Consider the following 25,486-nt stretch of genomic DNA (forward strand, 5'->3'; position numbering starts at 1 on the left):
GTCGTGACCAAATCGACCGTGCCGGTCGGCACCGGCGACGAGGTCGAGCGCATCATCCGCGAGGCCAACCCGGCGGCGGAAGTCGGCGTCGCCTCCAACCCCGAGTTCCTGCGCGAGGGCGCGGCCATCGGCGACTTCAAGCGGCCCGACCGCATCGTCATCGGCGCCGAGGACGCGCGCGCGGCGGACGTCATGCGCGAGGTCTACCGCCCGCTCTACCTCAACGCCGCGCCGATCATCGTCACGGGGCGCCGCACGGCGGAGCTGACCAAGTACGCCGCCAACGCGTTCCTGGCGACCAAGATCACCTTCATCAACGAGATCGCGGATCTCTGCGAGAAGGTGGGCGCCAACGTGCAGGAGGTCGCCCGCGGCATCGGGCTCGACAACCGCATCGGCTCCAAGTTCCTGCATGCCGGCCCCGGCTACGGCGGCTCGTGCTTCCCCAAGGACACGCTGGCGCTGGTCAAGACGGCGCAGGACTACGCCACGCCGATCCGGATCGTCGAGACGGTGGTCTCGGTCAACGACCAGCGCAAGCGCGCGATGGCGCGCAAGGTGGTGACGGCGGCCGGCGGCTCGGTGCGGGGCAAGACGGTGGCGCTGCTGGGTCTGACGTTCAAGCCGGACACGGACGACATGCGCGACGCGCCGTCGCTGTCGATCATCGCGGGTCTCCAGGACGGGGGCGCGAAGGTGGTGGCCTACGATCCGGAAGGTCTGGAGCAGGCGCGGCCGCTTCTGACCGGGGTGAGCTATGCCGAGGACGCGTATTCCTGCGCCTCGGGGGCGGACGTCCTGGTGATCGTGACCGAGTGGAGCGCGTTCCGGGCGCTGGATCTGCCGCGGCTGAAGGGGCTGATGAACGCCCCCGTGCTGGTCGACCTGCGCAACGTCTACACCCCGGCCGAGGCCGAGAAGCACGGCTTCGCCTATACCGGCGTGGGCGTTGCATAGTGCTCAGGGCGGAGGACGCCCGGCCGGATCGGCCTCGCGTCCTCCGCCTCTGATGTTGCAGTGCAGTTCTTCTGAGCGCCGTCCGGCGAAATCTTGTGCAACGGCAACGCGGCCGGCGCCGCTCGGCTGGGCACTCGCGCCCTGCTTGTAGGGCGCCGGAAACGACTTTCTGAAGTCTTCGGCGTGTCCTTACGGCGCTCGCGGCGAAATTGTGGCCGAACTCGACCGCGCGCAGCGCCGCCGAAGCTATCATTCGGCAGTCCTGGCCCGTGCCGTTTCGGCATACGCTCCCGCGTCGACTGATGAATACGCGCCACACAATCTCCCCATCTGATGGATTAAGGGGATGAGGCGACCGCGCGGGTTGGAGCGGCCCGGCGACCGTATTAGAGCTTCGGCTCTGCGGTCGCCTCGGGGCTGGTGCCCGCGTCGGAATCACGAGCGTAACGGATCGACGTGACAAACCGCAAAGACATCGCGATCGTCGGCCGCGCCTGCCGCCTCCCCGGCGCCTCCAGCGTCGAGGGGCTGTGGCAGCTCCTCACCGAGGGCCGCTGCGCCGTCTCGCGCATCCCCGACGACCGCTGGTCGCTGCCGGCCTACGCCCATCCGCGGGCCCAGGAGCGCGGCAAGAGCTACACCTGGGCCGCGGGCATCCTCGACGACATCTGGTCGTTCGATCCCGGCGTGTTCGGCATCTCGCCGCGCGAGGCCGAGCAGATGGACCCGCAGCAGCGGCTCTTGCTCGAACTCACCTGGGAGGCTTTCGAAGATGCCGGCCTGCGCCCGTCCTCGGTCGCGGGCTCGGACATCGGCGTGTTCGTCGGCGCCTCCTCGCTCGATTACGGCAACCTGCGCGTGCTCGATCCGGCCTCCAGCGACGCCTACGCCGCCACCGGCAACACGCTCTCGATCATCTCGAACCGCATCTCCTACATCTTCGACCTGAAGGGGCCGAGCTTCACCCTCGACACCGCCTGCTCGTCCTCGCTGGTCGCGCTCAACGCCGCGATCACGGCGATCGAGGCCGGTCAGGTCGACACCGCCGTGGTGGCGGGCGCGAGCCTGTTGGTCAGCCCGTTCAACTTCATCTCGTTCTCCAACGCGCAGATGCTCTCGCGCACCGGCCTGTGCCAGGCGTTCTCCGCGAACGCCGACGGCTACGTGCGCGCCGAGGGCGGCGTCGTCCTGATCCTGCAATCGGCGCAGGCCGCCGCCCGCTCGGGGCGCACGGTGCGGGGACGGATCGCGGCGAGCGGCGTCAATTCCGACGGGCGCACCACCGGCATCACCCTGCCCTCGGGCAACGCGCAGGCCGCGCTGCTGGAGCAGGTCTACCGCCAAGCCGGCATCGACGCGGAAAAGATCGCCTTCGTCGAGGCGCACGGCACCGGCACGCCGGTCGGCGACCCGATCGAGGCGGGCGCCATCGGCGGCAAGCTCGGCAAGACGCGGCGGGCGCCGCTGCCGATCGGCTCGATCAAGACCAATATCGGCCATACCGAGCCGGTCTCGGGCCTGGCCGGCCTGCTCAAGGCGAGCCTTGCCCTGGAGCACGACGTCTTTCCGGCCTCGCTGCACGCGGCCGAGCTGAACCCGGACATCCCGTTCGAGGCCCTGAACCTCGCGGTCAACCGCGCCCCGCTGGCGTTGACCCGCGGTGCGGAGCGCTTCGCCGGCGTCAACTCCTTCGGCTTCGGCGGCACCAACGCGCACGTCGTGCTGACCGACCCCGCCCCCGTGACGGCCGCGCCCGAGACCGGCCGCGCCCCGGAGGTGCTGCTGCTCTCGGCCCAGAGCCGCGCGGCGCTGAACGACCTCGCCCTCGACTACGCCGCCCGCCTCGATTCGGCCTCGGCCGAGGAGACCACCCGCATCGCCGCCGCCGCCGCGCATCGCCGCGAGCGCCTGCCCGTGCGGCTCGCCGCGCCGCTGACCGCGGGCATCGACCTCGCCGCCGCGCTCCGTACGCTGGCCGAGGGCGAGGGCGACGACGCGGCGGTCGTCGGGCAGGCGGTCGAGCGCAACGCCGACGTCGCCTTCGTCTATTCGGGCAACGGCAGCCAGTGGGTCGGCATGGGCCGCGAGGCCTATGACGGCAACGCCACCTTCCGCGCGCGCTTCGACCGCACCGACGCGCTGTTCGCCCCGCTCTCGGGCTGGTCGCTCAAGGAGGCGATGTTCGCCGACGACCTCGACAGCCGCCTGTCGCTGACGCGGGTCTCGCAGCCGCTCATCTTCGCGATCCAGAGCGCCTCGACCGCCGCGCTCCGCGCCAAGGGCCTCGCGCCGAAATTCGTGCTCGGCCACAGCGTCGGCGAGATCGCGGCGGCGGAAGCCGCCGGCATCCTCAGCCTGGAGCAGGCCGTCCGGGTCATCTTCCATCGCAGCAAGCATCAGGAGACGACGCGGGGCTTCGGCACCATGGCGGTGCTGCTCGGACCGGTCGAGGAGATGGAAGTTTTTCTCGCCGACTACCCGACGCTCGACATCGCCGCCTACAACAGCCCCAAGGCGATCACGGTCGCCGGCCCCGAGGCCGTCATCGAGTCGGCGATGAAGGCGTTGACGCGCAAGCGCCGCCGCGGGCGCAAGCTCGACCTCGAATATCCCTTCCACGGCCGCCTGATGGACCCGACCGAGCGTCCGCTCCTGCGCGACCTCGACGGGCTCAAGGCGTCCGCCGGCCACACCGCCATGGTCTCGACCGTGACCGGCACGGTGCTGCCCGGCGCCCGCTTCGGCGCGGGCTACTGGTGGCGCAACATCCGCGAGCCCGTGCGCTTCTGCGACGCCCTGCAGGAGGCGACCCGCCAGGGCGCCCGCGTCTTCGTGGAAGTCGGCCCACGCGCGACCCTGCTGCCGCATATCGGCGACGCCGTCGAGCCACTGGGCATCGAGGTCGCCTCGGTCGGCGTGCTCCACCGCAAGCCGGTCGGCGCCGACCCGATCGCCAAGGCCGTCGCCGCCGCCCTGGTGGCCGGCGCGCGTGTCGATGAGGCGCTGCTGTTCGGCGACGATCCGGCCGGCCCCGTCGCCCTGCCGCTCTATCCGTGGCAGCGCCGGAGCTTCCGCCTCGGCGAGACCGCGGAAGTCGTCGGTGCCGTGGTGCCGCGGCCCTATCACCCGCTGGTCGGCGCCCGCGTGTCCTCCGACGGCCTCGAATGGCACGGCCATCTCGATCCGGCCCTCGTGCCCGACCTCGAAGACCACCGCATCGACGGTCAGGTGATCCTGCCCGGCGCCGCCTTCGTCGAGATGGCGCTGCACGTCGCCCGCGAGTCGCTGCGCGCGGACGTGGCGACGCTCGCCGATGTCGAGATCGTGGCCCCCATGGTCTTCGCCGAGGAGGCCCTGCGCGAGGTGCTGGTGCGCCTGTCCGGCCATCAGATCCAGATCCTCAGCCGCCCCCGCCTGACCCAGGCCGCGTGGCAGCTCCACGCCTCGGCCAAGATCATCGAGGGCGACTTCCCGGCCCCCCTGCGTCGCGACGTCGGCCTCCCGGCGGATCACGCGGTGGCGGGCGAAGACCTCTATCGCCGGGCGCTCGCCTCCGGCCTCGGCTTCGGCGAGAGCTTCCGTCAGGTCGCGGCCTCGGCGCGGATCGACGAGACCACCATCGTCTCCGAGCTGAAAGCCGCGGAGGCCGATTCCCGCTACGGCCTCGTGCCGTCGCGCCTCGATTCCTGCTTCCACGGCCTGATCCTGCTCTTCGCCGAGCTGATGGGCGAGGGCGCCACCAAGGCTTACGTGCCGGTTCGCTTCGGCGAAATCCGCCTGCTGCGCCCCGGCGCCGTGATCGCGCGGGCCGAGATCCGCACGCGCCGCTGCAACGAGCGCTCGATCCTGGCCGACTTCACCCTCCTCGATACGGACGGCGCGGTGATCGCCACCATCCGCGAGGGCCGGTTCCAGGCCCTGCGCGCCAAGTCCGGCAGCGACCTCGATGCCTTCGCCATCGCGCAGGTCCGCGAACTCGCCACCGAACCGACCGCCCTGCCGCTGGAGCGCCGCCCGGCCCTGGCCGAGCGCCTGCGCCCGGCGCTCGCGGGCGCCACCGCCCGCAACGATGCCGAACTCGGCCCCGGCCACCTCCTGCTGGAGGGCTGGGCGACCGCGCTCGCCTACCGCCTCACGGAGGGCCTGAGCCGCAACGGCACGGTCGATCTCGCCGATCCGCGCCTGCCCGCCTCGCTTCGCCCCTGGGCGGTCAACGCCCTCTACGCCCTGGAGAGCAGTGGGCTTGCCACCCACGACGCCTGCGGGCGCGACGGCGGACGCTGGCGCATCCGGCAGGACGTGACCCTGCCCTCGCCCGAGGAGACGATGCGCTGGATCGCGGCGGACCAGCCGGAGCTGTCCGCCGAACTGGTGCTGCTCGCCGACACCACGGCGCTGGTCGCCCGCCTGCTCGCGGGCGAGCCCGTCGCCTCGGCGAGCCTGCCGCCCGCCGCCATCGACGCGTTCCACCTGCGCAGCGCCACCGCCCGGGCGTCGGCCGCGACGGTCGCCGACATCGTCGAGCGCAGTCGCGAGCGTCTGCCCCGTGACCGGGCGTTGCGCATCCTGCAAGTCGGCTTCGGCCCGCTCTCGGCGCTCGCCGCCGCCTTCGCCCGGCACACCGGCGCCGTCCTGAGCGTCTTGGAGACCGACCGGCGCTTGGCCGAGCGCGCGCGGCTGGCCCTCCACGCTCGCGTCACCGTCATCGAATCGGCCGAGGAACTGCCTGCCGATTCCTTCGACCTCGTGCTCGCCAGCGACGTGCTGCACCGGGCCGAGCCGAGCCTGCCGGCCCGCATCGGCGCGGCGCTCGCCACCGGCGGCCTGCTGATCGCCGTCGAGCCCGGCGCCTCGCTGTTCCGCGACCTCGTCTTCGGCTTAGGTCCCGACTGGTTCTCGGAGATCGTGCCCGATCAGCCGCTCTCGCGCCTGCCCGACGTGACCGGCTGGCAGCGGGCCTTGAGCGCCACCGGCCTCGTGCGCGTCTCCGCCGACCGGGCGGCGTCGGCCAACGGCGGCGACCTGCTCCTCGTCGCCGAGGCCCCGGCCCGGCCGGTCTCCGGCCACGGCCAGAGCTTCGCCTTCGTCGTCGGCTCGGACGACACGTTCGGGGCCGAGACCGCCTCGTCGCTGGCGACCCTGCTGATCGCCAGCGGCGTCCACGTCTCGATCATCCTCGATTCCGAGCAGTCGCTGCGGGAGCTGGAGCGCGAGACCCCCGACACCGTGGTGTTCCTGGCCGGCGCCTTCGCGCAGGAAAATGCATCCGAGGGCGAGGCCGCCGCGCGCCTGCGCGACCGCTGCCTCAGCCTCAAGCGCTGTGCCGAGCATCTCGGCAACCGCCAGACCCGGCTCTGGGTGATCGCCCCCGGCGCGACCCGCGACGCGGGCGGCGAGAGTGCGGCCGTCGAGGCCGGCGTCTGGGCCTTCAGCCGCACGCTCGCCAACGAGGCGGCCAACCTCGACATCCGCCGGGTCGATCTCGCCCCGGCCCTGTCCTCGAAGCTCGCCGCCGAGCGCCTGCGCGCGTTGATCCTGTCCGGCACGGCCGAAACCGAGGTCGTGCTCGACGCCGACGCCACCCGCGTCGTCCGCTTCCACCCCGGCCGCGCCGCGGGCATGGGCGGCGAGGCCGCGCCGGCGGCGCGACTGGAGCGCTCCAATACGGGGGGCCTCAACGAGATGGTCTGGGGGCCGGCGGAGCGCGCCGCCCCCGGCGCGGGCGAGGTCGAAATCGCGGTCGCGGCCACCGGCCTCAACTTCCGCGACGTGCTCTGGGCGCTCTCTATGCTCCCGGAGGAAATCCTGGAGGACGGCTTCGCCGGCCCGCGGCTCGGCCTCGAAGTCTCCGGCCGCATCGCCGCCATCGGCCCCGGCGTGGTCGATTTCAAGGTGGGCGATCCGGTCGTCGCCTTCGCGCAATCGGGCTTCGCCACCCACGTGGTCGTGCCCGAGATGGTCGTGGCGCCGATGCCGGAGGGGCTCGATCCGTCCGCCGCGGCCACCGTGCCGGTCGCCTTCCTCACCGCGTACTACGCGCTCGTGACCTGCGCCCGCCTGCGCAAGGGCGAGTGGCTGCTGGTCCATGGCGGCGCGGGCGGCGTGGGCCTCGCCGCGCTCCAGATCGCCCAATGGAAGGGCGCCCGCGTCATCGCGACCGCCGGCTCGCGGGAAAAGCGCGCCCTGGTCGAGGCTCTGGGCGCCGAGCACGTGCTCGATTCCCGTTCGCTCGCCTTCGTGGACGATGTCCGCCGCATCACCGGCGACGGCGTCGACGTGGTGCTCAACTCGCTGTTCGGCGAGATGATGGAGCGCTCGCTCAACTGCCTGCGTCCGTTCGGCCGCTTCGTCGAGTTGGGCAAGCGCGACTACGTCGCCAACACCCATATCGGCCTGCGCCCGTTCCGCCGGAACCTCTCGTATTTCGGCGTCGATCTCGATCAGGTGCTCCAGCACCAGGGCGAGGACGGCGCGCGGATGTTCCGCGAGGTCATGGCGCTCTTCGCCGACGGGGGCCTGCGTCCCCTGCCCTACCAGCCGTTTGCCGCCGAGGAGACCTCGGACGCGTTCCGGCTGATGCAGCAATCGGGGCATGTCGGGAAGATCGTGGTGACGCCGCCCGCTCCGGGCAGCGTCGCCCGCATCCGGCGCAACGCCTTCACGGTGAGCCAGGAGGGCGTCCACCTCGTCACCGGGGGCCTCGGCGGCTTCGGCATCGAGGCGGCCCGCTGGCTCGCCGATCGCGGCGCCACCCGCATCCTGCTCGTCGGCCGCTCGGGCAAGCCGAGCGATGACGGCCGCGAAGTCATCGCCGCGCTGGCCGCGCGCGGCGTCCGCATCGAGACGAAGGCCTGCGACATCACCAGCCGCAAGGCGGTCGATGCGCTGATTGCCGGCATCGAGGCCGGCGGCGAAAAGCTGGCCGGCGTGATCCACGGCGCGATGGTGCTTCAGGACGGCCTGATCGCGGCGATCGAGCCGGATACGCTCGACACGGTCATCGCCCCGAAGGTGATCGGCGCGACCCATCTCGACGCCGCCACCCGCGGCCGGGCGCTCGACTACTTCGTGCTGTTCTCCTCGGCCACGACCTTCATCGGCAATCCGGGCCAGGGCTCGTATGTCGCCGCCAACGGCTTCATGGAGGGGCTGGCCCGCCAGCGGCGCAAGCTCGGCCTGCCCGCGCTCGCGGTCGCCTGGGGTGCCATCGGCGATGTCGGCGTGCTCGCCCGCAACAAGGGCGTGATGGACACGCTCGCCTCCCGCGTTGGCGTCACGCCGATGGAGGCCCGCCGCTGCCTCGACCTGATGGCCGAGGCGCTGGAGGGCCAGGGCCCTGACGCCGACGAGGGCGTGATCGCGATTGCCGCCATGCACTGGGGCAAGGCGCGTGAGCGTCTCGCGACGCTCCGCTCGCCGAGCTACGGCAGCCTCGGCACCGACCAGCAGGCGGAATCCGGCGCCGTCACCGCGATCAACATCGGGGCGCTCCTGCGGAGCACGGACATCGACGCGGTTCGGAAAGTCGTCGCCGACGCCATCGTCGAGGACATCGCCCGCATCCTGCGCCTGCCCAAGGACGACATCAGCCGCGTGCGCCAGCTCTCCGAGATCGGCCTCGATTCGCTGATGGGCGTCGAACTCGGCGCCAGCCTGCAGGAGCGCTTCGCCCTCGACGCGCCGCCCGCGGGCATTTCGTCCGGCCTCACCGTCAACGAACTGACCGAGACGCTGATCCAGGCGGTCGCCGCCCCGGTGGACGAGGCGGCGGGTGTGACGCTCAGCCTCTCCTCGAAGCACGTCAGCAATCTGGACGCCGCGACCCTGGTGCCGTTCAACGAGCTGGTCGAGCGGAACGTCGCGGACATCAAAGAGATCCTGCCATGACCCAGTCGTCGCGCCCGCAGGACGGGCGCGCCGCGCTCGCCGGCTTCGTCACCAACCGGCTCGGCCGCGCCAACGCCGCGCGCCCCGAGCCGGCGGCGGAGACGCGCGCGCCCGCCCGCTCCGAACACCAGAGCTTCGAGAAGCTGACGGGCTACCGCGAGCTGAAGCTCCAGCGCTCGGCCGCCGACCTGATCGGGCTGAACAACCCGTTCTTCCGCGTCCACGAGACCCGCGCGGCGGCGACCACGCGGATCGACGGCAAGGCGTTGGCCAACTACTCGTCCTACGACTATCTCGGCCTCAACGGGCACCCGGCCGTGAGCGGGGCGGCGCGCAAGGCGATCGAGGCGTTCGGCACCTCGGCCTCGGCGAGCCGGCTGGTGGCGGGCGAGCGGCCGGTCCATCTCAAGCTGGAGCGGGCGCTGGCCTCGCATTACGGCACGGAAGCCTGCGTCATCATGGTGAGCGGGCACGCCACCAACGTCACCGCCATCGGCGCCATGCTGGAGCCGGCGGACGTGATCTTTCACGATGCGCTGATCCACAACAGCGTGGTCACGGGCGCGCAGCTCTCCGGGGCGCAACGCCGCTCCTTCGCCCACAACGACCCGGCCGCCCTGGAAAAGCTCCTGGAGGCGACGCGCCACGAACATCGCCGGGCGCTGATCGTGGTCGAGGGGCTCTACAGCATGGACGGCGACGCGCCGGATCTGGCCGCCTTCGTCGAACTGAAGCGCCGCTACGATTGCTGGCTGATGGTGGACGACGCCCACGGCCTCGGCGTGCTCGGCCGCACGGGGGCCGGCCTGCACGAGCATTGCGGCGTCGAGGCCTCCGACGTCGATATCTGGATGGGCACGCTGTCGAAGGCGCTCTCGTCCTGCGGCGGCTATGTCTGCGGGCCGGGGGTGCTGATCGAGTACCTGAAATGCACCGCGGGCGGCTTCCTCTACAGCGTCGGCATGTCCCCGCCGCTCGCCGCCGCCGCCGAGGCCGCCCTCTCGGTGATGCATGCCGAGCCCGAGCGCGTCGAGCGCCTGCGCCGCAACGGCGGGCTGTTCCTGACGGCGGCCAGGAAGCGCGGCCTCAACACCGGCACGAGCCTGGGCCTCGCGGTGATCCCGGTCATCGTCGGCGATTCGCTCAAAGCCGTGACGCTCTCCGACCGCCTGTTCAAGCGCGGCATCAACGTCCAGCCGATCATCCACCCGGCCGTGCCGGAGCGTTCGTCGCGGTTGCGCTTCTTCATGACCTCCGAGCACACGCCGGAACAGATCGCCGAGACGGTGGCGGCGGTGGCGGAAGAGTTGGCGGCGCTCGAGACCGGCGCGACGCTGATCGAGCAGTTGATGGCGCGCCGGGGGGCGTAAAGCGCCCAAACCCTCCCCCCTCTGCGGGGGAGGGTGTCCGCGGAGCGGACGGGAGAGGGGAACCACGGTTCCGCTTGGCCGCCCTCGACGCGAATTCTCTGGAAACGTCGTTCCCCTCACCCGACCCCCTTCGGGGGCCACCCTCCCCCGCGGAGGGGGGAGGGTTTTTGCCGTCGCGATTGATCAGGGCTTCCCGGCCAACCAGATCACGTGCCGCGCCCCGCGCTTGCCCCGCGCCCGCGTGGCCACTTCCTCGACCGTGAACCACGCCTGCCCGAGCCGCCGGGTGAAGGCCGCGTCGGGATGGGCCGACCACACCGCCAGCACGCCGCCGGGGCGAAGCGCCGCGCTGGCGGCCGCGAGGCCGGCAGTGTCGTAGAGACAGTCGTTGGCCGCGCGGGTAAGGCCGTCGGGGCCGTTGTCGACGTCGAGGAGGATCGCGTCGTAGGCGTTCACCCGCTCGCGGATCAAAGCCGCCACGTCGGCCGCGCGGATCGTGACGCGGGGATCGTCGAGGCTTCCGCCGGTCAGTTCCGCCATCGGCCCGCGGGCCCATTCCAGCACCGCCGGCACGATCTCGGCGACGGTGATCGTAGCTTTGGGCGGCAAATGGTCGAGCGCCGCGCGGAGCGTAAAGCCCATGCCGTAGCCGCCGATCAGCACCCGCGGCGCGGCGACGCCTGCAACCCGCTCGGCGGCGAGCCGGGCCAGCGCCTCCTCCGAGCCGAAGAGGCGGCTGTTCATGAGTTCGGTGCGGTCGAGCTGGATCGAGAACTCGGTCCCCCGCCGCATCAGCCGCAGCGTGCCGGCTTCGCCGGGGATCGGGGCGGTGTCGAGGTGTTCCCAGGGGATCATGCGTGGCGACGGTCTCTCCTCCCCCTTGCGGGGAGGAGTTGGAGGTGGGGGTGGCTCAGGAGGAAACGCAGCGGTGCCGCCTGCACGACCCCCACCCTCGATCCCTCCCCGCAAGGGGGAGGGAAGAAAACGTCGCGCTTACATCCCGAACTGCACTTCGCGGCTGTTCCCCCGCTTCAAATTGCGGAAGCGCGCCATGGCCCAGAGGGGGAAGAACTTCGGATAGCCGTGGTAGCGGAGGTAGAACACCCGCGGGAAGCCGGTGGCCGTGTAGCGCTCCTCGCTCCACAGCCCGTCGCCACCTTGCGTGCGCAGCAGGTAGTTGACGCCCCGCGCCACGGCCGGATCGTCGACCTCTCCCGCCGCCATGAGGGCGAGCAGCGCCCAGGCGGTCTGCGAGGCAGTGGAGTAGCCCGGCTCGAATTCGGGGTTGAGCTTGTAGGACGAGGCGTCCTCGCCCCAGCCGCCATCCGGGTTCTGGATGCGGATCAGCCACGCCACGGCCTTGCGGATCTCGGGCGACTGCGGATCGACGCCCGCGGCGTTCAGCGCGCAGAGCACCGACCACGTGCCGTAGATGAAGTTCATGCCCCAGCGGCCGTACCAGCTCCCGTCCTTCTCCTGGTCGTTGAGCAGGTAGGTGACGCCGCGGTCCAGCGCGCGGCTCGTCGCGCGGGTCTCGCCGAGCTGCGACAGCATCGAGACGACGCGGGCGGTGACATCCGCGGTCGGCGGATCGAGCAGCGCGCCGTGATCCGAGAACGGGATGTGGTTGAGGTAGTGATGGTTGTTGTCGGCATCGAACGCCGCCCAGCCGCCATCGGCGCTCTGCAGGCCCTCGACCCATTCGCGGGCGCGGGCGATGGCGTTGGAATAGTCCGGCATGTCGCTCACCAGCCCGTGCTGGCGCATGGCGCGGTCCATGGCCATCACGACGACGGCGGTGTCGTCGAGATCGGGATAGTGCGGGTTGGCGTACTGGAACGCCCAGCCGCCGGGGCGCACGTTCGGCTTGGTCTCGGCCCAGTCGCCCTTGATGTCGAGCACCTGAAGGGGCTTGAGCCAATCGAGGCCCGCGCGGGCGTTGGCCTCGGCCTGGGCGCCGCCGGCCTCGAGCATGGCATGGCTGTTCAGCGCCGTGTCCCAGACCGGGGAGAGGCAGGGCTGAACGTAGGCCTCGTCGTCCTTCTCGGCCACAAGCTTCTCGATCGCCTCCAGGGCGATCTTCACCTGCGGATGATCCGGCGGATAGCCCAGCACCTCGTACATCAGCACCGAGTTGACCATGGCCGGGAAAATGGCGCCGAGCCCGTCCTCGCCGTTCAGGCGCTCGCTGGTCCAGGCCACGGCCTTGTCGATGGCGCGCTGGCGGATGCCCTTGGGGAATTTGTCCTGCGTCCGCTGCAGCACGCGGTCGATCGCGCCGAAGATCGGCGTCCACGGCCAGGTGGCGTGCGGCGAGCCCGGCCAGGTGCGCACCGATTCGGGCGGGGTGACGAACAATTCGGCCACGCCGATGCCGCGCGGGTTGATGGCCCGCGGCTTCTTCGCCTGGATGACGAAGAGCGGCACCATGGTGCAGCGGGCCCAGTACGACACCTTGTCGAGGTGGAACGGGAACCACTTTGGCAGGTGCATCACCTCCACCGGCATCACCGGCACGGCGCGCCACGGCACCTCGCCGTAGAGCGCCAGCAGGATGCGGGTGAAGACGTTGGCGTTGGCCGCGCCCCCGCGCTGGAGGATCGCCTTGCGGGCCGCGCGCATGTGGGCGGCCTCGATGTCGTCGCCGATCATCTTGAGGGCGAAATAGGCCTTCACCGTCGCGCTGATGTCGAACGGCCCGTCATGGACGAGCGCCCAGCCGCCATGCGCCTTCGACTGCGTGCGCCGCAGGTAGTTGCCGATCTTGGCCTCCAGCCCGTCCCGCGGCACGGTCGCGCGGAAGTGGTGGAACAGGATGTACTCGGAGGGGATCGTCGCATCCGCCTCCAGCTCGAAGCAGATGTGACCGTCGGACTGCGTCATGGCCGTGAGCGCGCGGGTGGCGTCCTGCACGCCGCGCTCCACGTCGGCGAGCGACACGTCGCGCGTCTTCGGACGGTGCAGTTGCTCGACCTTGCCTGCCGCCTCGCGCATCGCCGTCGCCTCTCCGGACTGTCGTGATGCCGTGGTCATGCTTCAAGCGACTCCCTGTGCCTGTGCCCGCCCGCACATCCCGTTGCGGGACAATGCGAGCGCGGCGTTCGTCCCAGAGCGGACCGCACCCTCGATGGTCGAGGGCAGGCCCGTCTCCGTCCAATCACCCGCCAGAACGAGATTCGGAATGCGCGTCGCGGCGCTTGCGCGCCGCGCGGCCTCGGCGGGCGTGGCCGCGAAGGTCGCCCGCTTCTCCTTGACGATCTGCCAGCTAGGCAATTCCCGTGCTACCCCATTGAGTTCCGCGATCTCAAGCCAGATTTGTCGGGCCAGCTCCTCGCGGGGCGCATCGAGCAGCCGATCGGCCCCGCTGATGGTGACCGAGAAGCGGTCCGGATAGGCGAACAGCCACTCGGTGAGACCGCCGACGACGCCGAGCAGCAGCGGCGCGCCCTCGGGCGGGCGGACCGCGAAATGCGCGTTGACGATGGATCGGAACGCTTTGGGGGTCGGCGTGCCGGGCAGCAGGTCCTCGATCACCCACGGTGGCAGGGCCAGCACCACCGAATCGTCCGGGCCGATCACGGTCGGCTCGTCGGTGAAGTCGAGGCGCTCGACGCGATTCGGCCCGAGGCTGACCGCGCGCAGACGGCGACCGTAGCGGATCTCGGCGCCGCGCTCCGTCAGGAAGCGAATCGCCGGATCGACGAAGGCGGTGGACAGGCCCTCGACCGCCACCAGCGGGCGGCAGGCGCGCCCGCCCGCGCCGAGCGTCTCGCGCAGGATCGTGGCGGCCAGCCCCACATCGCTCTCGCGCGGATCGGTGTTCAGCGCCGCGAGCAGCACCGGATGCCACAGCCGGTCGTAGAGCGGGCCCTCGCAGGCCATCTTCTCGCCGATGGTGCCGCTCTTGCCCGGCGCGCTGCCGGAGGCCGCCATCATCAGCGAGAGCGGCGCGAGATAATCGCGGGCGCGGGTGCCCGGCACACGGCGCCCGGCGCGCAGCACCCACCACGGCAGGCGGCCGGGATTCGGGCGCAGGGTCCAGCGCTCGCCGGTGCGCAGGTCCGCGAACGGGAAGGCGGCCTCGTCCGGGCCGGTCAGCGCGTCGGCGGGCGCGCCGATCCGCTGCATGAAGTCGAGGGTCGAGCGGTTGCCCGACAAGAGCAGGTGGTTGCCGTTGTCGATGGTGAGCCCGAGCGCCGGGTCGTAATACGAGCGGCAGCGCCCGCCCGCCTGCTTGGCGGCCTCGTGCAGCACGACAGGGGTGCCGGCCTCGGCGAGCGAGACGGCCGCCGAGAGACCGGCAAGGCCGGCGCCGACGACGTGAACGGTGCCCGTCATCACACGATCCCGTGGCGCAAGGCGACGAGGAGGAGGGACAGCTTGCCCGGCTTCACCCGCTGGCGCGGGGGCGCCCAGCCGCGGCGGATCACGGCGTCGAGATAGAGCCGGTAGGCCGCGGCCATCAGGCGGGCCGCCTTGGTGGCGCGACGCGGGCTGCGCTCGATGACCGCCCAGGTCTGGCGGTAATGCTCTTGCGCCTCCGCGGCCACGGCCGCGCAGACCTCGCCGAGGCGCGGATGCGCCAGCGCCGTCTCCGGCGTCGGGTTCATCAGGCCGATCCTGTGGAACTTCTCCATCGGCAGGTAGAGGCGCCCGCGCGTCGCGTCCTCGTCGATGTCGCGCAGGATGTTGGTGAGCTGGAGCGCCCGGCCCTGGTGCCACGCGAGCTTGACGCCCGCCTCCTCCGGCATGCCGAAGATGCGCACGGACAGCCGCCCGACCGCGCTCGCGACCCGGTCGCAATAGAGGTCGAGCGTCGCCTCCGTGGGGGCGACGATGTCCTCGGCCGCGTCCATCGCCATGCCGTCGATGACGGCGATGAAGTCGTCGCGCTTCAGGCCGAAGCGGCGCACCGGCTCGACCAGTGGGCGCACGCGTTGAGGCGGATGGCCGGCATAGAGCGCGTCGATATCGGCGCGCCAGCTGTCGAGTTCGGCCGCGCGCAGGTCGCGCGGGCCGCCGTCGTCGGCGACGTCGTCCACCGCGCGGCAGAAGGCGTAGACGGCGTACATCGCCTCGCGCCGCTCCTTCGGGAGCAGCCGCATGGCGGTGTAGAACGACGAGCCCGCCGCCGGGAGCGCCGGGCCGGTCGCGGCCTGCATCGTGGTCGCGGCGGCACTCATCGTCCGGCTCTCGTTTTGGCGGCGCGGGGCCGGAAGGGGCGGCGCAGGAGCGTGACCGCGATGCCGCCGAGCGCGGTCAGCGCGAAGCCGGCCTTGCCGTGATGGACTTTTTCGGAAAGCGGATCGCGGGTCAGCAGGCCCTTGGTCAGGACGACGGCGAGCCGGTGGATCGCGGCGATCTCCAGGCTCAGGCGCAGATCGTCTATGAGGCCGGGCAGCGGCTTGCCCTCCTCCAAGAGGTCGAGGGTGCGCTGCGCGAGTTCGCGGATCACGGCGAGTAGCTCGGGCGTGGCCTTGTCGCGCCCGAGCATCGACACGTCGGCGCCGTGGCGCGCCATGGTGTCGAGCGGGATGTAGACGCGGTTCAGATTGCGGAAATCCTTGCCGCAATCCTGCAGGTGGTTGAGCACCTGAAGCGCGGCGCAGATCGCATCCGAGGTCGGCCACACGCACGCCGGGTCCTCGCCGTGCACGTCGAGGACGAAGCGCCCCACCGGCATCGCCGAATAGCGGCAATAGTGGATCAACTCGTCCCAATCGGCGTAGCGGTCCTTGCGCGCATCCATGCGGAAGGCGTCGAGGAGTTCGAGCGCGTGGGTCGGCGGAAGGCGGTGGGACGCCAGCTCGCGCTTGAGCGGCTCGACCGAGGGGTCCGAGCCGCCCTTGCCGGTGAGCGCGTCGGCGAGTGCGTCCAAGAGTTCGATCTTGCGCTCGGGCGACAGCCCGGTGTGGTCGGCGACGTCGTCGCCCGCGCGGACATAGTTGTAGAAAGCGAGGATCGCGCCGCGGTTCTTCGGGTGGATCAGGTGCGAGGCGACCGGGAAATTCTCGTCGCGCTCGCCCTTGCCGGTGCGGGCGTCGGTGGCGGTCTGAAGGCCGGCGCTCATCGCATGTACCCCGCTCGGCCGAACCAGGAAATCGCGTCCGACAGCCCCTCGCGGTAGGGCCGTGCGGTGTAGCCGAGTTCGGCGCGGGCTTTCGCGTCGGAGAAGAACATCCGGTATTTCGACATCCGCACGCCGTCGATCGTCGCGAGCGGCGCCTTGCCGGTCACTCGGGCGATCTGCTCGGAGAGGAAGGCGATCGGGTAGATCACCGCGTAGGGCAACTTGGTCGTCGGCGCCTTGCGGCCGACGAGGCCCGCGATGTCGGCGAGCATGGTCGCCAGCATCACGTCCTCGCCCCCGAGGATGTAGCGCTCGCCGATGCGTCCCTTGCGGAGCGCCAGCAGATGGCCCGCGGCCACGTCGTCCACGTGGGCGAGGTTGAGGCCGGTATCGACGAAGGCCGGGATTTTTCCTTGAGCGGCATCGAGGATGATGCGGCCGGTCGGCGTCGGCTTCACGTCGCGCGGGCCGATCGGCGTCGAGGGGTTCACGATGACGGCGGGCAACCGGTCGCGCGCCACCATCTCCTCGACGACGCGCTCGGCCACGACCTTGCTGCGCTTGTAGGCGCCGATGGCGGTCTCCGGCGTCAGCGGCCGGGTCTCGTCGGCGGGGGTGCCGTCGTCGTGCGGTTTGATGGTGGCGACGCTCGACGTGTAGACGATCCGCTCGACGCCGGCCTTGAGCGCCTCCTCCATGAGGATGCGGGTGCCGTCGCGATTGGTACGGACGATCTCTTCCATGTCCGGCGCCCACAGCCGGTAGTCGGCCGCGGCGTGGATCAGGTAGCGCCGTCCGCGCATGGCGGCGGCCACCGCCGCCCGGTCGCGCATGTCGGCCTCGACGATCTCGACATCGGGCCAGGTCAGGTTGGTGCGCGGCGAGGAGGCGCGCACGGAGATGCGCACGGAAAAACCGGCGGCGCGAAACACGTCCACCAGGGCGGCGCCCAGGAAGCCGCTGGCACCGGTGATCAGCACCGGCCCCACCTCGAACGGGCCGCTTCGTGTCGGCTCTGTCATGGTACTCGCGTGATCGACCGGGGAGCCCGCGCCCGCCGGCCGGCGGAGGTTGGGGCGAATGGAAGCGCCGCGCCCGCTCAAGTCTCCGATTCGGAGGCCCGAGGCGGTGCGGCGCTTCTCTCATTCATGGCGCAAGGCGGCAAGCTCCGCGCCTGCTCACTCAATCGCGACCGTCATTCCGGGGCCGCGCAGCGGAACCCGGAATCCACGACTGGCCGCGACGCCTCGTGAGGCCGCGCATCACGGGTGGATTGCACGCCTCCAGCGCGCCCCTTCGGGTCCGGGTTCCGCTGCGCGGCCCCGGAATGACGGTGGCGTTTACGCCAGCCGGAGACGGCCCGTGCGGCTGCCCTTCTTCTGCTCGGGGAGCGCCGAGCGCACGGCCTTGAGGATGCCCTCGGCATCGAGCCCGGCCTGCGCGTACATCTTCTCCGGCTTGTCGTGGTCCTGATAGGCGTCCGGAAGCGTGAGCGTCCGCACGCGCACCCGGCCCGCGTCCAGCACGCCGCGTTCGGCGAGCAGGTGCAGCACCATCGCCCCGAACCCGCCGACCGAGCCCTCCTCGACCGTCACCAGAACCTCGTGGTGGTTCGCCAGATCGACCACCAGCTCCGCATCGAGCGGCTTGGCGAAGCGGGCGTCCGCCACCGTCACCGCCACGCCCTCGGCCTCCAGGGCGTCGGCCGCCTTCAACGCCTCCGACAGGCGCGTGCCGAGCGAGAGAAGCGCCACCCGCGCCCCCTCGGGCCGGCGCACCACCCGGCCCCGGCCGATGGCGAGAGGCTCGCCCTTCTCCGGCAGCTCGAGGCCGACGCCCTCGCCGCGCGGATAGCGGAGCGCGATCGGGCCGCTGTCGTGCGCATGCGCGGTCGCCACCATGTGCACCAGCTCGGCCTCGTCGGCCGCCGCCATCACCGTCATGTTCGGCAGGCAGCAGAGATAGGCGAGGTCGAAGGCGCCCGCATGGGTCGCGCCGTCCGCGCCCACCAGACCGGCCCGGTCGAGGCAGAAGCGGACGGGCAGGTTCTGCAAGGCGATGTCGTGCACGACCTGATCGTAGGCCCGCTGCAGGAAGGTCGAGTAGATCGCCACGAACGGCTTGTAGCCTTCCGTCGCGAGGCCGCCCGCGAACGTCACCGCGTGCTGCTCGGCGATGCCGACATCGAAGGTCTTGTCCGGGTGCGCCTTGCCGAACAGGTCGATGCCGGTGCCGCCGGGCATGGCGGCGGTGATGGCCACCACCTTCGGATCGGCGTCGGCGGCCTTGATCAGGCTCTCGCCGAACACGCGGGTATAGGCCGGGGCGTTCGCCTTGGCCTTGGCCTGCACGCCCGACACCACGTCGAACTTGACGACGCCGTGATAACGGTCGGCGGAGGCCTCCGCCGGGCCGTAGCCCTTGCCCTTCTGCGTCACCACGTGGAGCAGGATCGGGCCCTGGTCGCTGTCGCGGACGTTCTTCAGCACCGGCAGCAGATGATCGAGGTTGTGCCCGTCGACGGGGCCGACGTAGTAAAACCCCATCTCCTCGAACATCGTGCCGCCGCCGACCACGAGCGAGCGGGCGTATTCCTCGGCGCGCACGGCGCGCTCGTAAAGGGCCTTGGGCAGGAGCTTGCCGAGCTGCTTGGCGGTCTCGCGCAGGCCCCGGTAGGTGCCGCCCGACGCCAGCCGCGCGAGGTAGGCCGACATCGCGCCGACGGGGGGCGCGATCGACATGTCGTTGTCGTTGAGGATGACGATCAGGCGCGAGTGGAGCGCGCCGGCATTGTTCATCGCCTCGTAGGCCATGCCCGCCGACATCGAGCCGTCGCCGATCACCGCCACCATGTTGCGGCGCTTGGGCGGTTCGGCACCCTTCGCCTTGGCGTCGGCCTCGGCGAGGTCGCGGCCGACCGCCATGCCGAGCGCGGCCGAGATCGAGGTCGAGGAATGCGCCGCGCCGAACGGGTCGTATTCGCTCTCCGAGCGCTTGGTGAAGCCGGACAAGCCGCCGCCCTGCCGCAGCGTGCGGATGCGGTCGCGCCGTCCGGTGAGGATCTTGTGCGGATAGCACTGGTGGCCGACATCCCAGACGATGCGGTCGTCGGGGGTGTCGAACACGTGGTGGAGCGCCACCGTCAGTTCGACCACGCCCAGCCCCGAGCCGAGATGGCCGCCGGTGACCGAGACGGCGTCGATCATCTCGGCGCGCACGGCGTCCGCCACGTCTTGGAGCTTGCTCTCGGGCAGAAGCCGCAGCCGGTCGGGCGTCTCAAGACCCTCGAGGATCGTCGTGTCCGCTAGTGCCAAAGTCGTCACCCATCTCTCGCGGCGGCCCTGCCGACCGGGCGGCGCGTCTCGCGTCGCACCCGGATCGAGAACCGCTCCATCCCAATCCTGCGCATCCCCGCCACTGCGTACCCGCAGTTTGGAAGACATTCGAACAGGCACCCTAACGCGATCCCGTCACAGGATGCCATGATCCGACTGCAACAGCGCCCAAGCATTCGCAGGATTCGTGCATCCCGCCTGCCCTCAGAGTTAAGGGACGCCGCCTGTTTCGCGCAACGATGGGCTCCAAGTATGGAGTTCGAGCGGTTCGATCAACATCGTGCCGCCCCGCACAGGCGATCTCCGGCACGATGATTCCCGTTTTCTCGCTCCCGATCCTGGTGCTCGCGGCTCTGATCGCGACCGCCGCGCCGGCCGCCGCCGCGGATGCCGGCCGCTCCCGGAGCGTCCGCCCGAGCGACTGCGCGTGGCCCGTCCGCTGCCGCCGCCCGCCGGGGCCGCCGGATCGGGACGTGCGGCCGTTCGACGGCACCTACCGCGGGGCACTCGGCCGCCCCTGCGGCATCCGCTGGCGCTACACCCCGTCCGGGCCCCGCCGGGTCCGGGTCTGCTTCTAGCGCTGGCCCCGATGCCCTTCCTCCCCCTCGCCGTCGTCGCGATGCTGGCCCTTTGGCCAAGCCTTTCGCTCGCCGACACGGCACCCGCCTGCCCGGCCCTGTTCGCCGACGGGCGCGCCCCGGTCCTGACCAATCCGAAGCTCGAAGAGCGCACCGTGCCGCTCTGCTTCGACGCCTTCGCGGTGCTGCATTCCGGCGTCGCGCGCACGCCGCTCTACGCCGCCGAACGTCTGACCCGCGCCAGCGTCTCCGCGGCCCGCCGGGTCGAGCGCGACGACGCGTTCCACGACGAGGACCGCCTGCCCGCGGACGACCGCGCCAGCCTGTCGGACTACGTCCATAGCGGGTTCGACCGCGGCCACCTCGCGCCCGCCGGCGACATGCCGAGCGAGGCGGCCCAGGCGCAGTCCTTCAGTCTCGCCAACATCGTGCCGCAGAACCGCACCGTGAACCGCAGTCTGTGGGCCGGCATCGAGGAGAGCGTGCGGCGGCTGGCCTCCGAGCGCGGCGAACTCTTCGTCGTCACCGGCCCGGTCTTCTCCGGCCGCTCGGTCGGCTCGATCAAGGGCCGGGTGCTGGTGCCGACGCAATTGTTCAAGGCGATCTACGATCCGCGCTCCGGCGAGGCCGGGGCCTATCTGGCGCCGAACGAGGCCGGGGGCGATTGGAAGGCGGTCTCGCTCGCGACATTGCGCGACACGGCCGGGATCGACGTGTTCCCCGCTCTCCCCGACGCCGCCAAGGCCAAGGCCATGGACCTGCCCGAGCCACGCGAGTTCTCCCGCGACGAGGTGCGGGGCGAGTCCTGGGGCGACTTCTTTCGACAGCTGGCCCACGACGTGCTCAAGCGCCTCTGGCGCGAACTGATGCGGGCAATTTTTTGAATGCCGGAGGCTCGATGACCCGCCGCAAGACCGACCCCGCCTTCACGCCTTTCGCCGACGATTCCTCGGTGCGAACCATCGCCGACCTCTCGTTCGAGAACGGCACGTCGCGCATCGCGCTGCACGGCACCCTCGACATCACCCGTGACCGCGAGGGACTGCGACGCACGCGCGATCTGAAGGCGACCCTCGACGCCATCGTGACGGCGCTGGAAGGCGAGGACTTGCCCGAGCAGGTGGCTGAGGAGCCGGAGGCCGCGGAAAAAGTCCAAAACCCCTTCGCCTGAGCCCCGTCCTTGCTCCTGCCCGGCGGCCCTGATACTCGGTCAGCAAATTCTTCACCCGTGAGCGGACGGCACTCGCGCGGCAGCCCTGAACCGGGGCCGGCCCCGCGCGGGACGGCGCGCATCCGCTGAAATCCGGCCCGGCCGGCACGGCCCCTCTTTCCAAGGACGAGCGCACATGGCCCGCGACTTCATCTACCACATGCGGGGTCTCAACAAGACCTACCAGGGCGGCAAGAAGGTCCTGGATAACGTCAACCTGTCGTTCTACCCCGACGCCAAGATCGGCGTGCTGGGTATCAACGGATCGGGCAAGTCGACGCTGCTCAAGATCATGGCCGGCATCGACAAGGACTTCACCGGCGACGGCTGGGTCGCGCAGGGCGCACGCGTCGGCTACCTGCCGCAGGAGCCGCATCTCGATCCGGACAAGTCGGTGCGCGAGAACGTGATGGAGGGCGTGGCCGAGAAGCAGGCCCTGCTCGACCGCTACAACGAACTCGCCATGAACTATTCCGAGGAGACCGCGGACGAGATGACCGCGCTCCAGGACAAGATCGAGGCGGGCAACCTCTGGGAGCTCGATTCCAAGGTCGATCAGGCCATGGAGGCCATGGGCTGCCCGAGCGACGAGCAGCCCGTCGCCACGCTCTCGGGCGGCGAGCGCCGCCGTGTCGCGCTGTGCAAGCTCCTCCTGTGGGAGCCGGAACTGCTGCTCCTCGACGAGCCGACCAACCACCTCGACGCCGAGACGGTGAACTGGCTCGAAGGCCACCTGCGCCAATACCCCGGCGCGATCCTGATCGTGACCCACGACCGCTACTTCCTCGACAATGTGACGAGCTGGATCCTCGAACTCGACCGCGGCAAGGGCATCCCCTACGAGGGCAACTACTCGTCCTGGCTGGTGCAGAAGCAGAAGCGCCTGGCGCAGGAGGGCCGCGAGGACATGGCCCGCCAGCGCTCCATCGCCCGCGAGCAGGAGTGGATCTCGGCCTCGCCGAAGGCCCGCCAGTCCAAGTCGAAGGCGCGCATCACCCGCTACGAGGAACTGGTCGCCAAGCAGCAGCAGAAGGTCGACGCCACAGCGCAGATCGTCATCCCGATCACCGAGCGGCTCGGCCAGAACGTCATCGAGTTCAAGAACCTGAACAAGGCCTACGGCGACCGCCTGCTGATCGAGGACCTGTCGTTCAAGCTGCCGCCGGGCGGCATCGTCGGCGTCATCGGCCCGAACGGGGCCGGCAAGACCACCCTGTTCAAGATGATCACCGGCAACGAGGAGCCCGATGCCGGTTCGATCGCCATCGGCGAGAGCGTGCATCTCGGCTATGTCGATCAGTCGCGCGACGCGCTCGATCCGAACTCGACCGTGTGGCAGGAAATCTCCGGCGGCAACGACATCCTGTACTTCAACAAGCGCGAGATCAATTCCCGCGCCTATTGCGCGGCCTTCGCCTTCAAGGGCGGCGACCAGCAGAAGAAGGTCGGCGTGCTCTCGGGCGGCGAGCGCAACCGCGTGCATCTGGCCGCGACCTTGCGCAAGGGCGGCAACGTCCTGCTGCTGGACGAGCCGACCAACGACCTCGACATGGAGACCCTGCGGGCGCTCGAAGAGGGCCTGGAGGATTATGCCGGCTGCGCGGTGATCATCAGCCACGATCGCTGGTTCCTGAACCGCATCGCGACCCACATCCTCGCCTTCGAGGGCGACAGCCACGTCGAGTGGTTCGAGGGCAACTTTTCGGATTACGAGGCCGACAAGAAGCGTCGGCTCGGAACCGATTCGCTCATCCCGAAGAAGCTGAAGTACAAGAAGTTTTCGCGCTGATTCTCGCCGGATCCACGCTTCGGCTCCCCCTCCCTCGCCCTTGACGCGCGGGAGCCCCGGGCGGTTCGCGCCGGCCGCTATCCGACCGGCGGCGAAGACGAGGACCTGCCGGCCCAGAAGCGCGGGACGTGCCGGACGGCCCGGTGGATGTCGGCCACATCGGATCCTCGGCGGCATCCCGCCGAGGACCGTCCTGCCAACCGCGCCGCGGTCGGAGAATCGCTGAGCGTCCTACGGCTGCGGTGGGGGGCGGAATCGGCTTGCGCGATCCTCCCCCGCCCCCGGAAACGCCTATTGCTGCTTCACTGGGCTTGCGCCGGTTGCCGGCGGTTGGCCGGGCACCGCGCTCGCCTGCTTCTCCGGATGTTTGATCTGGCTGTAGGCGAGATTAGCGAAGGAGCCGATCCGGGCCGGCCAGCTCAACTTGCCGTCGCCGGGCTCCTCGCGGGCGGCCTGGCAATAGGCAGAGGTGAGGCCGTTGACGATGTCGTCATCCTTGGCGCCGGAGGCGGCCGACTTCACCTTCGGCACGATGGTGGCGAGCTTCGGGATGAAGTCGTTGGCGGTCAGGCCCTTCAGTTCGGCGACGACGCCGTTCTGCTCGATCGCCGTCTTGACCCCCTCGTCCGCGATCGCGTCGCAGGGGGCGGTTCCGGCAAGCATGGACTGCGTCGCGGCCTTGGCCTCCGAGACGGCGCTGCCGGAATTCATCACCGGCGCCTTGTTGCCCCATGCGTTGCGGACGTAGTCGGTCACGTCCTTCACCTGCTGCTCGGTCATGTCCTGCCCGATCGCCGGCATCGGCGCGTAGCCGTTCTGCCCCGCGAGGCCGCCGTAGATCACCCGCAGCACCGTCTGCGGCCCTTCCGACTGGACCGAGGTGTTGCCGGCGAGCGCCGGAATCGCGCCCTCGACGCCCTTGCCGTCCGGCCGGTGGCAGGACGAGCAGTAGGTGAGGTAGACGTCGGCCCCCGGCGCGCCGGGCTGGTTGAAGGCCTGGAGGTCCTTCTCCTTGTAGGTCTGCTTGGCCGGAACCGTCCGCAGGTAAGCGACCATCGCCTTGAGGTCGGCGTCGGTCATCTTGGAGAGCGATTCCTCGATGGTCTGGCGCATCGGGCCCGCGGCGACGCCGGGGCGGTTGCCCGGCGCGGTGCCGGTCTTGAGGTAGGTCACAACCTCGGCGTCCGACCACGCGCCGATGCCCTGATGGCCGTCCGGCGTGATGTTGGGGGCGTACCAGCCGTCGATGACGCCGCCGCCCAGCTTGCCCGCGAGGCTCGAATTGCCGACGAGCTTGCGCTCGTTGTGGCACATGCCGCAATGGCCCAGGCCCTCGACGAGGTAGGCGCCGCGGTTGACCTCCTCGCTCACGTTCGGATCGGGCTTGAAGCGCGCCTCGGTGAAGAAGGCGGTGCGCCACGTGATCAGCGCGGTGCGGATGTTGTAGGGGAAGGGGATCTGGCTCTCCTTCCGCTTCTCGTTCACCGGGTCCAGCGACTTGAGGAAGGCGAAGATCGCCTTGGTGTCCTCGTCGCTCACCTTGGTGTACCAGCCGAACGGGAAGGCCGGATACAGGTATTCGCCCTCGTCGCCGATGCCGTGGCGGAACGCCTTCTCGAAGGTCTCGTAGCTCCACTTGCCGATGCCGGTCTCAGGATCGGGCGTGAGGTTCGGCGTCATGATGAGGCCGATCGGGGTGTTGAGGCCGTAATTGCCCGCATAGGGCTTGCCGCCGGGCGCCGTGTGGCAGGCGACGCAATCGCCTGCCGTCGCGAGGTATTCGCCGCGCTTGATCAGATCCGCATCGCCCCCCTGTGCCAGGGCCGGCGCGGCCGTGAACAGGGCAGCCAGCGCGAGCCATCCGGAGCCGCGTGCGGTGCGTCGTGTCATAAACCCGGTCTCCCGATCAGTGACGGCCCCGGACACTTTGGTCTTATTCTCAGTCGAGGAACGGGCTCGGAACGCGAGACGGTCCCGCTTGTTCCAGTCCTCGCGCTCACACCCACGCGATCAGACGGCAGCGAATCACCGAAATCTGATCATCATTTCCGTGAGATGGGCGAAAAGCGCGGCAAGGAGCCACGTCGCCACGATCGGCCAGTCCGCGCCGGTGAGCGCGGCCCGCACCGCGAGCATCAGCGCGGCGCCCGAGGCGAGGTTCGAGAGGAGCGCGGCGGGCTTGGGCCCTCGCCCGAACCGCAGTCGAAGGCCCACGAGCAGCAGCGCCTCCAACGCCACCAGGGCGACGATGACGTCGACGATGCGCCCGCTCGCGAACAGGTCGGCCATC

Annotated in this window: 16 protein-coding genes; 7 read left to right on the plus strand and 9 right to left on the minus strand. The window is 70.5% G+C overall.

What is annotated here, in order from left to right; all coding sequences use genetic code 11:
- From HNR00_RS20245 to HNR00_RS20255, 3 genes are all read left to right on the plus strand, one after another.
- Positions 1 to 957, plus strand: a 957-nt coding sequence (locus tag HNR00_RS20245) for a UDP-glucose dehydrogenase family protein (RefSeq protein ID WP_183572400.1), incomplete at its 5' end; no start/stop codon positions are given.
- Between the two features lie 456 nt (positions 958 to 1,413).
- The gene (locus tag HNR00_RS20250) at positions 1,414 to 8,844 is read left to right on the plus strand and encodes a type I polyketide synthase (protein WP_183572403.1); all 7,431 of its coding nucleotides are present in this window, start codon (positions 1,414 to 1,416) and stop codon (positions 8,842 to 8,844) included.
- Positions 8,841 to 10,214 carry an aminotransferase class I/II-fold pyridoxal phosphate-dependent enzyme gene (locus HNR00_RS20255; RefSeq protein WP_183572404.1) on the plus strand — a complete coding sequence of 458 codons (1,374 nt, stop codon included), beginning with the start codon at positions 8,841 to 8,843 and terminating at the stop codon, positions 10,212 to 10,214. The genes HNR00_RS20250 and HNR00_RS20255 overlap by 4 nt, the downstream gene beginning before the upstream one ends.
- A 183-nt stretch (positions 10,215 to 10,397) precedes the next feature.
- On the opposite strand, the gene HNR00_RS20260 is transcribed toward HNR00_RS20255, so the two are convergent.
- The 7 genes from HNR00_RS20260 to dxs form a co-directional block, all read right to left on the minus strand.
- The gene (locus HNR00_RS20260; RefSeq protein ID WP_183572406.1) at positions 10,398 to 11,069 is read right to left on the minus strand and encodes a spermidine synthase; all 672 of its coding nucleotides are present in this window, start codon (positions 11,067 to 11,069) and stop codon (positions 10,398 to 10,400) included.
- A gap of 138 nt (positions 11,070 to 11,207) precedes the next feature.
- On the minus strand, positions 11,208 to 13,208 hold the full coding sequence (gene shc / locus HNR00_RS20265) for a squalene--hopene cyclase (RefSeq protein WP_183572408.1): 2,001 nt from the start codon (positions 13,206 to 13,208) through the stop codon (positions 11,208 to 11,210).
- Positions 13,209 to 13,250: 42 nt separating this feature from the next.
- The gene (gene hpnE / locus HNR00_RS20270) at positions 13,251 to 14,552 is read right to left on the minus strand and encodes a hydroxysqualene dehydroxylase HpnE (protein ID WP_183572411.1); all 1,302 of its coding nucleotides are present in this window, start codon (positions 14,550 to 14,552) and stop codon (positions 13,251 to 13,253) included.
- The gene (hpnD, locus tag HNR00_RS20275; RefSeq protein WP_183572413.1) at positions 14,552 to 15,397 is read right to left on the minus strand and encodes a presqualene diphosphate synthase HpnD; all 846 of its coding nucleotides are present in this window, start codon (positions 15,395 to 15,397) and stop codon (positions 14,552 to 14,554) included. The genes hpnE and hpnD overlap by 1 nt, the downstream gene beginning before the upstream one ends.
- Positions 15,394 to 16,284 carry a squalene synthase HpnC gene (hpnC, locus tag HNR00_RS20280; RefSeq protein WP_183572415.1) on the minus strand — a complete coding sequence of 297 codons (891 nt, stop codon included), beginning with the start codon at positions 16,282 to 16,284 and terminating at the stop codon, positions 15,394 to 15,396. The genes hpnD and hpnC overlap by 4 nt, the downstream gene beginning before the upstream one ends.
- On the minus strand, positions 16,281 to 17,306 hold the full coding sequence (gene hpnA / locus HNR00_RS20285; protein WP_183572417.1) for a hopanoid-associated sugar epimerase: 1,026 nt from the start codon (positions 17,304 to 17,306) through the stop codon (positions 16,281 to 16,283). The genes hpnC and hpnA overlap by 4 nt, the downstream gene beginning before the upstream one ends.
- A gap of 318 nt (positions 17,307 to 17,624) precedes the next feature.
- Complete coding sequence (gene dxs, locus HNR00_RS20290) at positions 17,625 to 19,598, minus strand: 1-deoxy-D-xylulose-5-phosphate synthase (protein WP_183572553.1); 1,974 nt, start codon at positions 19,596 to 19,598, stop codon at positions 17,625 to 17,627.
- 332 nt (positions 19,599 to 19,930) lie between these two features.
- Here dxs and HNR00_RS20295 point away from each other — a divergent pair, with 332 nt between their 5' ends.
- From HNR00_RS20295 to ettA, 4 genes are all read left to right on the plus strand, one after another.
- A complete protein-coding gene (locus HNR00_RS20295) occupies positions 19,931 to 20,197 on the plus strand; it encodes a hypothetical protein (RefSeq protein WP_183572419.1) in 267 nt (88 codons plus the stop codon).
- Between the two features lie 41 nt (positions 20,198 to 20,238).
- Positions 20,239 to 21,081 (plus strand): DNA/RNA non-specific endonuclease, encoded by an 843-nt coding sequence (locus tag HNR00_RS20300; RefSeq protein ID WP_246390848.1) that lies wholly within the window; start codon positions 20,239 to 20,241, stop codon positions 21,079 to 21,081.
- A gap of 14 nt (positions 21,082 to 21,095) precedes the next feature.
- A complete protein-coding gene (locus tag HNR00_RS20305; protein WP_183572424.1) occupies positions 21,096 to 21,368 on the plus strand; it encodes a hypothetical protein in 273 nt (90 codons plus the stop codon).
- A gap of 175 nt (positions 21,369 to 21,543) precedes the next feature.
- The gene (ettA, locus tag HNR00_RS20310; protein WP_183572426.1) at positions 21,544 to 23,196 is read left to right on the plus strand and encodes an energy-dependent translational throttle protein EttA; all 1,653 of its coding nucleotides are present in this window, start codon (positions 21,544 to 21,546) and stop codon (positions 23,194 to 23,196) included.
- A 291-nt stretch (positions 23,197 to 23,487) separates the two neighbouring features.
- Here the strand turns inward: ettA and HNR00_RS20315 are convergent, their stop codons facing one another.
- Both HNR00_RS20315 and HNR00_RS20320 read right to left on the minus strand, forming a co-directional pair.
- Positions 23,488 to 25,086, minus strand: coding sequence for a cytochrome c (locus HNR00_RS20315; protein ID WP_183572428.1), 1,599 nt, complete (start codon positions 25,084 to 25,086; stop codon positions 23,488 to 23,490).
- Between the two features lie 135 nt (positions 25,087 to 25,221).
- Positions 25,222 to 25,485 (minus strand): hypothetical protein, encoded by a 264-nt coding sequence (locus HNR00_RS20320; protein ID WP_183572430.1) that lies wholly within the window; start codon positions 25,483 to 25,485, stop codon positions 25,222 to 25,224.
- Between the last annotated feature and the right edge of the window lies 1 nt (position 25,486).

The organism is Methylorubrum rhodinum, from assembly GCF_014199935.1.
Taxonomy (GTDB): Bacteria; Pseudomonadota; Alphaproteobacteria; order Rhizobiales; family Beijerinckiaceae; genus Methylobacterium; species Methylobacterium rhodinum.